Source organism: Methylomonas montana (assembly GCF_030490285.1).
GTDB lineage: Bacteria > Pseudomonadota > Gammaproteobacteria > Methylococcales > Methylomonadaceae > Methylomonas > Methylomonas montana.
Genome location: NZ_CP129884.1, coordinates 4,183,160 through 4,195,973, shown reverse-complemented (window position 1 = coordinate 4,195,973; position 12,814 = coordinate 4,183,160). Strand labels below are relative to the sequence as shown.

The 12,814-nt window shown below is 51.1% G+C and carries 14 protein-coding genes; 6 read left to right on the top strand and 8 right to left on the bottom strand.

The window, feature by feature from the left end:
- Positions 1-2 precede the first annotated feature (2 nt).
- Together QZJ86_RS19360 and moaB are read right to left on the bottom strand one after the other, a co-directional pair.
- Positions 3-371 (bottom strand): DUF423 domain-containing protein, encoded by a 369-nt coding sequence (locus tag QZJ86_RS19360; protein ID WP_301672155.1) that lies wholly within the window; start codon positions 369-371, stop codon positions 3-5.
- The gene (gene moaB, locus QZJ86_RS19355) at positions 371-892 is read right to left on the bottom strand and encodes a molybdenum cofactor biosynthesis protein B (protein WP_301672153.1); all 522 of its coding nucleotides are present in this window, start codon (positions 890-892) and stop codon (positions 371-373) included. The genes QZJ86_RS19360 and moaB overlap by 1 nt, the downstream gene beginning before the upstream one ends.
- A 153-nt stretch (positions 893-1,045) precedes the next feature.
- Between moaB and QZJ86_RS19350 the strand changes: the two genes are divergently transcribed.
- Positions 1,046-2,146 carry an AI-2E family transporter gene (locus tag QZJ86_RS19350; RefSeq protein ID WP_301672152.1) on the top strand — a complete coding sequence of 367 codons (1,101 nt, stop codon included), beginning with the start codon at positions 1,046-1,048 and terminating at the stop codon, positions 2,144-2,146.
- 110 nt (positions 2,147-2,256) lie between these two features.
- Here QZJ86_RS19350 and QZJ86_RS19345 read toward each other — a convergent pair whose 3' ends face one another.
- From QZJ86_RS19345 to QZJ86_RS19325, 5 genes are read right to left on the bottom strand one after another with little or no spacing between them, the layout of a single operon-like run.
- On the bottom strand, positions 2,257-2,502 hold the full coding sequence (locus QZJ86_RS19345; RefSeq protein WP_301672151.1) for a YfhL family 4Fe-4S dicluster ferredoxin: 246 nt from the start codon (positions 2,500-2,502) through the stop codon (positions 2,257-2,259).
- 2 nt (positions 2,503-2,504) lie between these two features.
- On the bottom strand, positions 2,505-2,987 hold the full coding sequence (coaD, locus tag QZJ86_RS19340) for a pantetheine-phosphate adenylyltransferase (protein WP_301672150.1): 483 nt from the start codon (positions 2,985-2,987) through the stop codon (positions 2,505-2,507).
- A 25-nt stretch (positions 2,988-3,012) separates the two neighbouring features.
- The gene (gene rsmD / locus QZJ86_RS19335; protein ID WP_301672148.1) at positions 3,013-3,597 is read right to left on the bottom strand and encodes a 16S rRNA (guanine(966)-N(2))-methyltransferase RsmD; all 585 of its coding nucleotides are present in this window, start codon (positions 3,595-3,597) and stop codon (positions 3,013-3,015) included.
- Between the two features lie 2 nt (positions 3,598-3,599).
- Positions 3,600-4,895 (bottom strand): M16 family metallopeptidase, encoded by a 1,296-nt coding sequence (locus QZJ86_RS19330; protein ID WP_301672147.1) that lies wholly within the window; start codon positions 4,893-4,895, stop codon positions 3,600-3,602.
- Positions 4,885-6,255: a M16 family metallopeptidase gene (locus tag QZJ86_RS19325; RefSeq protein ID WP_301672146.1), complete on the bottom strand. Its 1,371-nt coding sequence runs from the start codon at positions 6,253-6,255 to the stop codon at positions 4,885-4,887. Before QZJ86_RS19325 ends, QZJ86_RS19330 begins: the two co-directional genes overlap by 11 nt.
- Positions 6,256-6,362: 107 nt before the next feature.
- Between QZJ86_RS19325 and cyoE the strand changes: the two genes are divergently transcribed.
- On the top strand, positions 6,363-7,253 hold the full coding sequence (gene cyoE, locus QZJ86_RS19320; protein ID WP_301672145.1) for a heme o synthase: 891 nt from the start codon (positions 6,363-6,365) through the stop codon (positions 7,251-7,253).
- Positions 7,250-8,254: a glycosyl transferase family protein gene (locus QZJ86_RS19315; protein ID WP_301672144.1), complete on the top strand. Its 1,005-nt coding sequence runs from the start codon at positions 7,250-7,252 to the stop codon at positions 8,252-8,254. Before cyoE ends, QZJ86_RS19315 begins: the two co-directional genes overlap by 4 nt.
- On the opposite strand, the gene QZJ86_RS19310 is transcribed toward QZJ86_RS19315, so the two are convergent.
- Positions 8,246-8,878 (bottom strand): PilZ domain-containing protein, encoded by a 633-nt coding sequence (locus tag QZJ86_RS19310; RefSeq protein ID WP_301672143.1) that lies wholly within the window; start codon positions 8,876-8,878, stop codon positions 8,246-8,248. The genes QZJ86_RS19315 and QZJ86_RS19310 overlap by 9 nt on opposite strands.
- A 208-nt stretch (positions 8,879-9,086) precedes the next feature.
- On the opposite strand from QZJ86_RS19310, the gene QZJ86_RS19305 reads away from it, so the two are divergent.
- The 3 genes from QZJ86_RS19305 (at position 9,087) to QZJ86_RS19295 (ending at position 12,742) form a co-directional block, all read left to right on the top strand.
- Positions 9,087-9,677, top strand: a complete 591-nt coding sequence (locus QZJ86_RS19305; protein ID WP_301672142.1) for a transglycosylase SLT domain-containing protein — start codon at positions 9,087-9,089, stop codon at positions 9,675-9,677.
- 96 nt (positions 9,678-9,773) lie between these two features.
- Entirely contained in the window at positions 9,774-10,193 is a 420-nt protein-coding gene (locus QZJ86_RS19300) for an FKBP-type peptidyl-prolyl cis-trans isomerase (protein ID WP_407081625.1), read from the top strand.
- Positions 10,194-10,657: 464 nt separating this feature from the next.
- The gene (locus QZJ86_RS19295; protein ID WP_301672140.1) at positions 10,658-12,742 is read left to right on the top strand and encodes a right-handed parallel beta-helix repeat-containing protein; all 2,085 of its coding nucleotides are present in this window, start codon (positions 10,658-10,660) and stop codon (positions 12,740-12,742) included.
- The last annotated feature ends 72 nt before the right edge of the window (positions 12,743-12,814 follow it).

Sequence of the window (12,814 nt, the reverse complement as noted above, 5' to 3'; positions counted from 1 at the left end):
GATTACTCCTGATTTTTTTGCAAAGCGACAAAGGCCAATAATCCCCAAGCCGCTAAAAAGGCCAAGCCGCCGAACGGGGTAATCATGCCCAGCCAGCCGATATTGAATATCGCCAATAAGTATAGACTGCCGGAAAACAGCACGATGCCCGCCGCAAATAACCAGCCGGCCCAGCGCAATAATTTATGTTCCGGCAACACTGCGATCAAAGCCAAGGCCAACACATGCCACATCTGGTAGCTTACCGCGGTTTTATAAACCTCCAACAGGTGATCGGGCAGCAAATGCTTCAAGCCGTGGGCGCCGAAGGCTCCCATCGCGACACCGGTAAAGCCGCCGACGGCAGCCAAAAATAGAAAAGGCGAACGCATTATTTCTCCAACAGCCTAGGCATCAGTTGTACCAGATTACACGGCCGGGTGCGGTAATCCAATTGATCTTTGATCAAGGATTCCCAAGCCGTGCGGCAAGCGCCGGACGAGCCCGGCACACAGAATATATAGGTGGCGTTGGCGACGCCGGCGATGGCCCGCGATTGCATCGTCGAACTTTTGATGTCTTGATAAGAAAGCATCCGAAACACTTCGCCGAAGCCATCCAACACTTTATCCAATAAGGGCAGGATGGCTTCAGGCGTACCGTCGCGGCCGGTCACACCGGTGCCGCCGGTGGTGATGATGGCGTTGACCGCCGGATCGGCGATCCAATGGCTGACGGCTGCACGAATTTGGTAAATATCGTCGGGGACGATTTTCTTGTCGATCAATTGATGCCCGGCATCGGTCAAACCGGTCGCCAGGGTTTGCCCGGATATGTCGTCCGCTTCGGTACGGGTATCGGATATCGTCAACACGGCGATATTGATCGGGATAAACTCTCGGGCTTCGCTCACGGCAAGACTCCAGTTAAAGACTTAAGCATTCTATGTAAAGCGCCGCCGGACAAGCAAGCGCTGATTAAATCGCCGGCTGTCATACCGGCTTAACCGAGAATGCCGTAAACTCGGAGCCTGATTTAAATTCCGTTAGCTGCTGCGTCCTTGATTATGCCTATCCAAATTTCCCGTTACGAAAAAATCGCTAGTCTTGCGGCCTTGTGCCTGCTGCTGTTTGCCTGTTATCAGGTGTTGCGGCCGTTTCTTTTCGATCTGTTGTGGGCGGCCATCCTCTGTTTTGTGACCTGGCCGCTGTATGCCCGTTTGCGCGACTGGAAACTGACTGCTAACTGGGCGGCGGCGGCGATGGTCTTGCCGATCGGCATTTTGCTGCTGACCCCGTTTGTCGCGGCAGGATTTACCTTTACGGACGACATCAACCGGATGCTGCAATGGCTGAACCAAAGCGCCCATGTCTGGCCGGCGGCGCCGACCTGGCTGCAATCTTTGCCCTTGGTCGGCGATAAGGCCGTTACTGCCTGGCAAAGCTTCGGTGAAGATTCCAGCCGCCTCGTCAATCTGGCCCGGCAATATGCCTTGGGCGCCAGCACTTGGGTGTTGCAACAAAGCATCAATCTGGCTGCGGAATTGATGCATATGGGCCTGAGTATCCTGGTGCTGTTTTTCTTCTATCGCGACGGCGAACACGTCGCCCAGCACGTCGTCATCGCCGTCGAACGCCTGGCCGGCGAGCAAACCCAGCGCATCCTGCACATCGTCCGCTCCAGTCTGCGGGCCGTGGTTTACGGTATCCTCGGCACCGCGCTCGCGCAGGCGTTGGCGTCTATCCTGGGCTTTGTGATTGCCGGTGTGCCTTACGCTTTCGTGCTGGGGGTGGTGGCTTTCTTCTTGATGATCATCCCGGCGGCCGGAACCGTGATCTGGTTGCCGATCTCATTATGGCTGTTGGCCGAAGGCGAAACCGGCTGGGCGATATTCATCGCGATCTGGTTCCTGGCCTTCGTCGGCACGATCGACAACTGGTTGCGGCCGATACTAATCAGCCGGGAAGTGGAATTACCGTTTGTGTTGATCGTGTTCGGGATATTCGGTGGCTTGTTGGCGTTTGGTTTCATCGGCGTGTTTATCGGCCCGACTTTGTTGGCAACCAGTTATGCGTTGGTGTTGGATTGGTTGATAAGGAAGGAGCAGGAGGGGTTTGAGTCTGGTTCTGGTGCTGGTTCTGAAATTTCGGCTGATGATGCTGATTGATTGTGTCGCTAATCGTAGGCGGGCTAGACATTAGCGACACTTAATGGACAACCAGTTTTAGATTTCCGCGTGCGGGAAAGATGGGGCTTGCTAAAAAGCAACAAACCCAATCAACTCGTCAGCTTCAAATATTTCTTATACAAACTGTCCTTATCTTCGACCACGGCAGGGTCTTTATCGATGCAATCCACCGGACAAACCTCCATGCACTGCGGCTTGTCGTGATGGCCGACACATTCGGTGCATAGGGACGGGTTGATGACATAAATATCCTCGCCTTGCGAAATGGCGCCATTCGGGCACTCCGGTTCGCAGACATCGCAGTTGATACAGTCGTCGCTGATAATGAGTGCCATGATTACTCCTGAAATTTTTCGGTTAAGCGTTGTTTGACCAAATCCGGCACGAAGCTGGACACATCGCCATTCAACTGGGCGATTTCGCGGATCATGCTCGACGAGATGAATTCGTATTGTTCGGCCGGGGTCAGAAATACGGTTTCGATGTCCGGAGACAGGCGGCGGTTCATGCCGGCCAGTTGAAATTCGTATTCAAAATCCGACACCGCGCGCAGGCCGCGGATGATGACGCTGGCCCGATGCTGCCTGGCGCAATCGACCAGCAAGGTGTCGAAGCCGATCACGCTGACATTGCTGAATTCGGTGACCACTTCCTGAATCAAGGATACACGTTCTTCCAGCGTAAACAGCGGCATTTTGCCTCTGCTGACAGCGACTGCGACAATGACATGCTGGTAAAGCCGGGAGGCGCGGTGGATCAGATCCAGGTGACCGTTGGTGATCGGGTCGAAGGTGCCGGGATAAATCGCGGTAATGTTCATCGGCTTTGAAAATGGCAAAAGCGGCTTATTTTAAACCATTCGCAGCAGCAAAAGTATCCGATTGCTTTTGCAGCAAGTGATAACCGACTTCGCCAGCCGTTTTGGCTTTTAGCAAGCGCCAGCCGGCGGGCAGATCGTCCAGCGGCCGATTGCGTTCGCATTCCAGATAGATTTTGGCGTAATCGGCCAGCCAGCCTTGGGCGTCCAATAGCCGACAGGTCTGCCCGATCAAACCTTGTCCGAACGGCGGATCGAGAAACACCAGGTCGAACGGCTGAGCCGGCGTGTTTAGAAATTGCCCAACATCTTGCTGCACCACCTGAATCTGTGTCGCCGCCAGTTTAGCGATGTTCTCGCGCAACTTTTGGCAGCTGGCCGGGTTGTTTTCCACTTGCACCACCCGTTTGGCGCCTCGGGACGCGGCTTCCACGCCCAAGGCGCCGCTGCCGGCGTAAAGGTCCAGGCAGCGGCTACCCAAAATGTCGGCTTGCAGCCAGTTGAACAAGGTTTCCCGCACCCGTGACGGGGTCGGACGCAAGCCAGGCGCGTCGTCGAATACGATTTGCCGGCTACGCCATTCGCCGCCGATGATACGGATTTGATTTGCCACTTTTATTTCTGACCTACTGTCACGGTTTGCAACAATTCCGGTTTTACCCGGCGTTTGAACGCATCCTTGATTTGCTCGATGCTGACGGCTTCGACATTGCTCTGAAAGGTATCCAGATAATCCAGCGGCTGCTGATAAAAACCGATCATGGCCACGTAGTCGGTCAGCTTGCTGTTGGTATCGAAACGCATCGCAAAGCCGCCGGTGATATTTTGCTTGGCAGCGGTCAACTCTGCATCGGTCGGGCCTTTATTCAAAAATTCATCGAAGGTCTTGTGTAGCACGTCCAAAGCCTGCTCGGCTTGGTCGTTACGGGTTTGCAGACTCATCATGAACGGGCCTTGCCGGTACAGCGGGGCAAACATACTGTGGGCGCTATAAGCCAAGCCACGTTTTTCCCGCACTTCGTCAAACAATCTGGAAACCATGCTGGCACCGCCTAGGATATGATTGCCAACATACAAGGCAAAATAATCCGGGTCTTTACGGTAGGTGCCCGGCAAGCCCACCAAGACATGGGTTTGCGTGGAAGGGAACTCGATATGTTGTTTGCTGGCTTTGCTTGGCATCGTCACCGCTGGAATCTCGGCGGGTTTGCTGCCAACCGGTAATTTGCTCAGCAGTTCGTTCGCGGTGCGCTCGGCTTGCTCGCGGCTGACGTCGCCGACGATCACCACCATTGCGTTGGCAGCCACATAGTGTTTTTGATAAAAGTTTTTCAGATCGGCGGCGCTAAAACCGGCCACGGTTTCGACGATACCGGCCTCCGGATGGGCGTAGGGATGATCGCCGTAAAGCGCTTTGTTGAAGGCAATGCCAGCCAGCTCGCCAGGCGATTCTTCGCGATGTTTCAAACCGGCCAAGGTGCGGGCTTTCTCGCGTTGAAAGTCGGCTTCGTTAAAGGCCGGCTGCGTCAACACGGTTTCGAAAGTGGCCAGCGCTTTATCGAACAAGGCTTTCTCGGTCAGCGTCCGTACCGCTAGCCAGGCCATGTCTTCGCTGACGCCAGCCGAGTATTGCGCGCCGACCGATTCGAAACGCTGGGCGATGTCGTCGGCGTTCAAATTACCGGCGCCGCTGTCCAGTAACGCGGAGGTCAGCGCGGCGACGCCGAATTGCGCTTCATCGCGGGCGCTGCCGGCATCGAATACCACCCGTACATCGACCATCGGCAAGCCGGCGGTGCGCACGTAATAAATACGGCTGCCTTGCGGCGTTTGCCAGTTTTCGATTTTGGCGGCGGACCAGACAGTTTGGCTCAACAGCAAAAGTGCCAAGCCGATTAAATTAAAACGCATGATGGGCTCCTATGGCTTTTGCAGGTTTGCTGGCTTGGGTAATCGGTTGCGGATCGAGATAAGCGACGGTCAGCGTATCTTCGATCAAGTATTTACGCGCCACTTCCCTAACCTGCTCGGCGGTGACTTGATTGACCTTGTTCACATACTCGTCGGCTTTTTGCCAACCGATACCAACCGTTTCCAGCGTGCCTAATTGCATGGCCTGATAGAAGTTGGAGTCTTTTTGATACACCGCGCTGGCCAGTACCTGGGCCTTGATGCGTTGTAATTCGTCCTTGTCGATCAGTTCGTTTTTCAATTGATAGACCTCGTCCAACAAGGCATATTCCAGATCGAAAACGGTTTTGCCTTCCGCCGGGGTCGCTTCCAGCAAGAACATCTCGGGCAAGCGTGAGGTCAGGTCGTAACCGGCACCGGCCGCTACCGCGATCTGCTTGCCTCTGATCAAGCGCGAAGACAAACGGGCGCTATCGCCGCCGTCCAGCACGCCAGCCAACACTTCCAGCGCGTAGGCTTCCCATTCCGGCTTGGCGGTTTTCAACACCGGCACTTTGTACCCCATCATCAGGTAGGGCAGTTTGGCGGGTGCTTTGACGGTAATGCGCCGCACGCCGCGCTGCTCACTTTCGTCCTGCGGTTTTACCGGTTTCAGCACGCTGGGTTGCAGCGGCGCGAAATACTGCTCGGCGAGTTTTTCCACTTGCTGGGCATCGACGTCGCCCACCACTACCAGCGTGGCATTATTCGGGGCGTACCATTGCTGATACCAGGCTTGCAGGTCTTCGACTTTGTAATTGGCGATGTCGGACGGCCAGCCGATTACCGGATTCTTGTAAGGACTGTTAGTAAACGCGGTGGCCATGAATTGCTCGTGAACTTTGGAGCGAGGCTGATCGTCGGTGCGCATCCGCCGTTCCTCGGTGACGACTTCCAATTCTCTTTTCAATTCCTCGGCTTGCAGATTGAGGTTGCGCATCCGGTCGCTTTCCAGTTTAAAACTGATCTCCAGGCGCGACTTTTCCAGGGTTTGAAAATAAGCGGTGTAATCCTGGCCGGTAAAGGCATTCTCGTTGCCGCCGTTTTCGGCGATGATCCGGGAAAACTCGCCGGCTGGATATTTTTCGGTACCCTTGAACATCATGTGTTCCAGCATGTGCGAGATGCCGGTGATGCCGCCGGGCTCGTAACTGGACCCAACCTTGTACCAAACCTGCGATACTACCACCGGCGAACGATGATCCTCCTTTACCAATAGTTTCAAGCCGTTGCTAAAAACATGTTCGTGTACCTTGCTATTCTCGGCGTGCGCCAACACAGCAGGACAAAGCAGCGCTAACGCCGCGAGCCTATAGTTCATAAATCCCTCGTTAACTAAAAGATGGTGAGCGCCTGTGATTATTTTAATAATCAATGGTTCACTGTTATTCTATATGTTTAAAGACCTGCAAATCCATTTGGTACTTGATGACCGACACAACTTCCGCGCTATCCTGGAAAGACTACTTAGAGCTCTGTAAGCCCAGAGTGGTGGCATTGATCGTGTTTACCGCCATCGTCGGCATGTTGCTGGCCGTGCCGGGCATGCCGCCACTGGACAAGTTTTTCTACGGCAGCATAGGCATCGCCCTAGCGGCATCCTCGGCAGCGGCGATCAATCATTTCATCGATCAAAAAGCCGATGCGGAAATGGGCCGCACCAAAAACCGTCCGCTGCCTACCGGTCATTTGAACTCTCATCAAGTCTTGGTGTTTGCCAGCTTGATCGGTTTTGTAGCCATGGCAATACTAACCATCAAGATCAATGTGTTGACCGCCTTCCTGACCTTTTTGTCGCTGATCGGCTATGCGCTGATTTATACGGTATACCTCAAAAAAATGACGCCGCAGAATATCGTGATCGGCGGCGCGGCCGGCGCGGCACCACCGGTATTGGGGTGGGCGGCGATTACCGGTGAAGTGCATCCGTATGCGTTGTTGCTGTTTTTGATTATCTTCGTCTGGACCCCGCCGCATTTCTGGGCGCTGGCCATCGCCAAACGCGAAGAATACGCCAAGGTTTCCATCCCGATGTTGCCGGTGACGCATGGCGTGGAATTCACCCGTCTGCAAATTTTGTTGTACACCATCCTGTTGCTGATCTCCACCCTGCTGCCCTATCTGACCGGCATGAGCGGCTTGATTTATTTAGTGGCGGCGGTGTTGCTGGGGTTGGGCTTTATCTATTACGCGATTCAAATGATGCGCAAGAAGGACAACAAAACCGCGATGCGCACCTTCGGTTATTCCATTGTTTATTTGATGCTGATTTTCGCGGCATTGCTGATCGATCATTACTTCCCACTGTCATTCTCATGAGCTTGTTGACCCAGGAACATCCGTTCGCGGAATTTATCAAGATACTCGGCAAGGGCAAAAAAGGCGCCCGGCCGCTGACGCAAGACGAAGCCTATCGGGCGATGCAAATGATCTTGGCCGACGGCCAGGTCGAGCCGATTCAACTTGGCGCATTTTTGATGTTGATGCGAGTCAAGGAAGAAACCTGCGAAGAGCTGGCCGGCTTCGTGCAAGCCGCGCGGGAAAGCTTTGCATTCGAAGCCAAAGTGTCGGTCGATCTGGACTGGTCGTCCTACGCCGGCAAACGCCGTCATTTACCCTGGTTTTTATTGTCCACGCTACTGCTGGCGGAAAACGGCATTAGGGTTTTCATGCACGGCGCCGGCGGCCATACCGAGGGCCGTTTGTATACCGAGAATGCGCTGCAAGCCTTGGGGATTAAGGCCGCAACCTCGATAGCCGAAGCCGGCCAGCAATTGGAGCGGGACAATTTCAGTTATCTATCGCTGGAATATATCTGTCCGAAACTGTACGACATGATCAATCTGCGGCCGGTGATGGGTTTACGCTCGCCGGTTCATACGCTGGTTAGATTATTAAATCCGTTCGACGCCAGCCATAGCATTCAGGGCATCTTCCATCCCAGCTATCGGCAGGTTCATCAAAAGGCCGCACTGTTGCTGGATCAAAAAAACATGGCGGTATTAAAAGGCGAAGGCGGTGAAACCGAGCGCAACCCGGATGTGGAATGCCTGGTACAGAGCGTGAGCGACGGTGAGCTTGAGGACGAAACCTGGCCAGCCCTATTCGAACGCCGACATATGAAAGCCGAAGATTTAGATCCTCAATTGCTAGCGCAATTCTGGCAAGGCGAGCTTAGCGACGAGTTTGGCGAAGCAACGGTGATTGGTACTGCGGCGATAGCCTTGAAACTGCTCGGCAAGGCCGATAGCCAGCAACAAGCTCAGCAATTGGCGATGCAGTTTTGGACAACCCGCAATCGGCAGCGTTTTTCAATCTGAAGTCAAAGGTGGGTAGCGAAAAATCGGGATGCCTTTGATGCTGTCTCGTTCCATATGTAGGTATTGCAAGCCCATCAGCGTCGAAATGTCGTCATGTTCGCTCCAGATCACTGTCGCCTCTCCGCTCAGGCCAAGATGATGGTATTCAAACCCGGTCACCGTGCCTTCCGCAACATCTATCCTGCCGAGCATGCGTATCATTAAACCATCCACTGAAACGTTTTCGGTATTGAAGGCATAATCGGTATCGTTGAAAATGATGTGGCCGGGAGCCGTCATGTTTTTGCGATAAGCGCGGCGGCTATAAAGCAAATTGTCGGTATCGTAGGACAAATTGCGAAATTCTATCGCTATCTGAAAACCGTCTTCGGTTGCTTCGGCTCGAGCGACTTCCGCTTCCCCCGCCAAGCGTATTTCAGGGAGGTAAAAATCGACAATAGGCGAAACTTGCAGTGCGGTAAAAATGTCCTTAATGTCGTTAATCTGCGGTTTGACCTTTAACACCGCCAGCAACCCGGACAGCGAAAGATTCACGACCCAAATTTCGTGTTCTTCGTAGCCCATGTAGAGCAGGCCGTGGCTGGTGAGGTTTTTGCGGTAGGCGCGGTTTTCAGTCGTTGGCATTGTTGTCCTTCTGTTCGGTAGGGCTTCCTATGTGATTGTCGATAAAATACTAAGGTGTTAATTAAATCAATGCCATTGTTCTTGAAAATACCATCAAGGGCAGGAACGGGAACCCAAAGTAAAAATCTGAATCCCTGCTTTCGCGGGCGACGATTTAGTTAGCGCTTTCCTAAAGTAAGTTCTTTATTACAATCTGATTCGCTAGGATATGAAACGCAGAATAATTTTTCTCGCAAGTCTAGTCGTTTTATCGGCCTGTGCAACCATGCCACCGAAAAACACCGAAAATATTTGCCAGATTTTTCGTGAAAAAGACGATTGGTATCAAGCGACATTAAGTTCAGCGCGACGCTGGGGTGTGCCTATTGCGGTGCAAATGGCCATCATCCATCAAGAATCCAGCTTTGTCGCCGACGCCCAGCCGCCCCGGCCGTTGATCCTAGGCTTCATCCCCTGGTTTCGCTCCAGCAGCGCTTACGGTTATCCGCAAGCCAAGGACGAAACCTGGGCAGACTATCAGCAAAAAGCCGGCAATTGGTGGGCGGATCGCGAAGACTTTTCCGACAGCTGCGACTTTGTGGCCTGGTATTGCGCGACCAGCAATCGCAAACTCGGCATCCCGACTTCGGACACCAATAAATTGTATCTAACCTATCACGAAGGTCTCGGCGGCTTTCAGCGCAACAGCTATTTATCCAAGCAATGGCTGCTGAATACCGCACAAAAAGTCCATCAACGCGCGTTACGTTACGATGCGCAACTGGCGACCTGCCGGCAAGAGCTGGACACTAAAAACTGATAAACTAGCGCCCCCAACCATTTATCGGGAGTCTTCATGAAATCCACGAAACAACGTGTTATTGCTATTTTAATCGCTTTTATTACAGGATTCGTTATGTTCTCAATGGCCAATGCCAATACCCCAGCCGAAAACAAAGCCGCAGGCGAAAAATTTCTGGCGGATAACGCCAAAAACGCCGGCGTGATCGCTACCGCCAGCGGTCTGCAATACCTGGTCTTCAACGAAGGTACAGGCGCCGCACCTAAAGCCACCGACAATGTCACCGTGCATTACAAAGGCACCACCATCGACGGCAAGGAATTCGATAGCTCCTATGGCCGCGGCGCGCCGGCGACTTTTCCATTGAATCGGGTGATTGCCGGTTGGACCGAAGGATTGCAATTGATGAAAGAAGGCGCCAAATACCGCTTTTTCATCCCATCCAATCTGGCGTATGGCGAGCGTGGCGCTGGCCGTGACATCGGTCCTAATGCCGCGCTGATTTTTGATGTGGAATTGATCAAGGTCAACTAAGATTTGACTTGCAGCCGGTATTCAAAATGCCGGCTATTTTGTTAGTTTTGGCGCGGACGGTGGATCAAACTATTCGTTCGTGCCGAGTCGATAAAATGATGGGAAGCTATCCAGTTTCCCATGTTGGCGCTCAGGCTTAATGTTAGGTCAATGCGTCGAATTGACTTGTCAAACCAAGCGCAGTTCATTTATGCTTAAAAGCCGTTATTCAAAGGCAGCTGGTATACAGGCTATTACGGATTAGTCCGCTTTTGACATTTTCTGCAACAATTTCAACGCATCTTCGTGGCCAAGGAATAGGACATTACACCTTCAATATTAACTGAAGTAAACCTCTAAATCGTAATCTTAAATTAGGTGGCTCACCGTATAAATCGCCATCTTTCTTTTTATAAGCAAGCTAAATAGCGCCTAGAATTTTGGCCGGTACCCGGCCTTAAATTCTTCGAGAACAGAGGCATTTTATGAAGCACCTAATTAATCTTTGGATAGTGATAAACCTTTGCTGGGGTGTTCAGGCAATAGCTGTCGATTATTATGTTAATCCCAATGGCGACGACTCATGGTCTGGCAGTCTCAAAACGCCCAGTTCGCAGCTTAACGATGGACCGTTTAAAACCCTTGAAAAAGCCAAACAAGCCATCAGGAGTTTGAAGCAAACACACGCCTTTAACGACAAGGTTACCGTTAATATAGCGGGGGGTATTTATTATTTAAATCGGCCGCTCAGTTTTAATTTAATGGATTCCGGCTTTGCAGGTCGAGAAATCGTTTGGCAAGGCGAGCCTGATGCGGAAGTAATAATTAGCGGCGGGCTACCCATTACCTGTAAAAAGCGCGACGCGCTAATTTGGGACTGTCCGCTTACCCAATTGCCGGAGAATAAAGATTTTTTCGATACCGGGCGCATAAAAGGTAATGCACCGAAATTTGAACTGTATGTCAATAATCAAAAACTGGAATTGGCCCGCTGGCCGGATCAAGATTGGGCGCATATTAAAATTCCACTAGATCAGAAAACCCAGTTTTCGGTAATGGAAACTATGCCGCCACTGAGCGGAGAGATAAGCGCTGCCCAGGTACATATATTCCCTGGCAATGACTGGTTTGATCAAATTATTGGTATTGAGGCAGTTAATCAAACAGACAATACTATTAAAATGACAACACCAACTGTTTATCCGTTAGATAGCGGCAGGCGGTTTTACATTCAAAACCTACCGTCATTGCTGAATGCGCCCGGCGAATGGTTTTTCGACAACAATACTAAAACCATCAGCTTTATCGCGCCGGATGGTATTAACCCAGATACGGTTGTAGTGTCGTCTCTACCGAATATAGTGCTAGCTGACGATATTAGCTATTTAACTTTTAAAAATCTCAGTTTTCAATATAGCGCCAGCGCACCGGTTTTTATAAAAAATGCCAACAACGTTGTATTGGATAGATTGGATATTAGTAATGTTGGAGGCAAAGGGGTAATTGTAAAAAATGGAAAAAACATACAACTAATCAATAACAATATTCATCATACAGGCGCAGAGGGCATAGCCATTGCTGGCGGAGATAAAAAAAGCCTGCAATCGTCCGGCAATGTTATTCATAACAATCATATTCATCATAATGGTACGATATTGCTGGCCTATTCACCAAGTATTCGTTTGGAAGGAGTAGGTGGCAAAGTAACGCATAATCTATTGGAATATGGTCCGATTACCGGAATTATTTTTCTAGGTAACGATCACTTGATCGAAAAAAACGAAGTTCATCATTTCTGTTTACAAGCCGCAGATTGTGGCGCAATTTACAGCGGGCGAGATTGGTCTACACGGGGTAATGTCATTCGGAATAATTATATTCATGATGTTATTGGCTTCGGCATGAAGAGTGTGGATGTGGCAACAAATCAAGTGGTTTACCAATCGCCAAATTATGCTATAGGGGTATATTTGGATGACGGTGCCAGCGGCTTTGATGTCAGTGGTAATATTTTTGAAAACGTCGCTATGTCGCTCCATATTCATGGCGGGAGAGACAATAAAATTTACAATAACTATTTTAAAACCAATGATTTTACGATATGGGTTTCTCTGATCCCGCCTGTTTTTTTGGATCAAATTCAAAAAACACTGGATACGTCGCCCTATATGACAGAAATTTGGAAGCAAAAATATCCGGAATTGGCTACTCCCATGCATAATAAAGCCTGGCCCGAAGGAAACCGGATAGAGCGCAATATATTTGTTACCAGCAAACCGGGTGGTTATTCATTTCGATATTTTTTACCGAGGGATTCTACGGTTATTGCCGATAATATAATTTGGTCCACTACAGGCAAACTGGCGGTCGACTATAACGTGCTTGAATTGAACCATAAAGTCGGCGGAGCACCTTGGTCGGAATGGGTGGCGCAAGGCATAGACAAAAACGGCATTATTGCCGACCCGTGCGTGACCATCGTTAACAAAAAAATGATCACCTGTGCCGGGTCGCCTATTAAAGACATCGGTTTTCAACCCTTACCAAGCGATATAGGCCTCATTCAATAAAAATGCTCGCAAATGTGCAAGAGGGAGAGGGAAATTAATACCAGAGAATTTGGACGCACTCACCCCAACCTC

Excerpts from the sequence above, each read along its gene's own strand:
- QZJ86_RS19315 (WP_301672144.1), top strand. The coding sequence starts at position 7,250 with ATGAGCTTGTTGACCCAGGAACATCCGTTCGCGGAATTTATCAAGATA.
- coaD (WP_301672150.1), bottom strand. The coding sequence starts at position 2,987 with ATGAACATTACCGCGATTTATCCCGGCACCTTCGACCCGATCACCAAC.
- QZJ86_RS19310 (WP_301672143.1), bottom strand. The coding sequence starts at position 8,878 with ATGCCAACGACTGAAAACCGCGCCTACCGCAAAAACCTCACCAGCCAC.
- QZJ86_RS19345 (WP_301672151.1), bottom strand. The coding sequence starts at position 2,502 with ATGGCACTCATTATCAGCGACGACTGTATCAACTGCGATGTCTGCGAA.
- cyoE (WP_301672145.1), top strand. The coding sequence starts at position 6,363 with ATGACCGACACAACTTCCGCGCTATCCTGGAAAGACTACTTAGAGCTC.
- QZJ86_RS19300 (WP_407081625.1), top strand. The coding sequence starts at position 9,774 with ATGTTCTCAATGGCCAATGCCAATACCCCAGCCGAAAACAAAGCCGCA.
- QZJ86_RS19295 (WP_301672140.1), top strand. The coding sequence starts at position 10,658 with ATGAAGCACCTAATTAATCTTTGGATAGTGATAAACCTTTGCTGGGGT.
- QZJ86_RS19350 (WP_301672152.1), top strand. The coding sequence starts at position 1,046 with ATGCCTATCCAAATTTCCCGTTACGAAAAAATCGCTAGTCTTGCGGCC.
- QZJ86_RS19330 (WP_301672147.1), bottom strand. The coding sequence starts at position 4,895 with ATGCGTTTTAATTTAATCGGCTTGGCACTTTTGCTGTTGAGCCAAACT.
- QZJ86_RS19360 (WP_301672155.1), bottom strand. The coding sequence starts at position 371 with ATGCGTTCGCCTTTTCTATTTTTGGCTGCCGTCGGCGGCTTTACCGGT.
- QZJ86_RS19305 (WP_301672142.1), top strand. The coding sequence starts at position 9,087 with ATGAAACGCAGAATAATTTTTCTCGCAAGTCTAGTCGTTTTATCGGCC.
- QZJ86_RS19325 (WP_301672146.1), bottom strand. The coding sequence starts at position 6,255 with ATGAACTATAGGCTCGCGGCGTTAGCGCTGCTTTGTCCTGCTGTGTTG.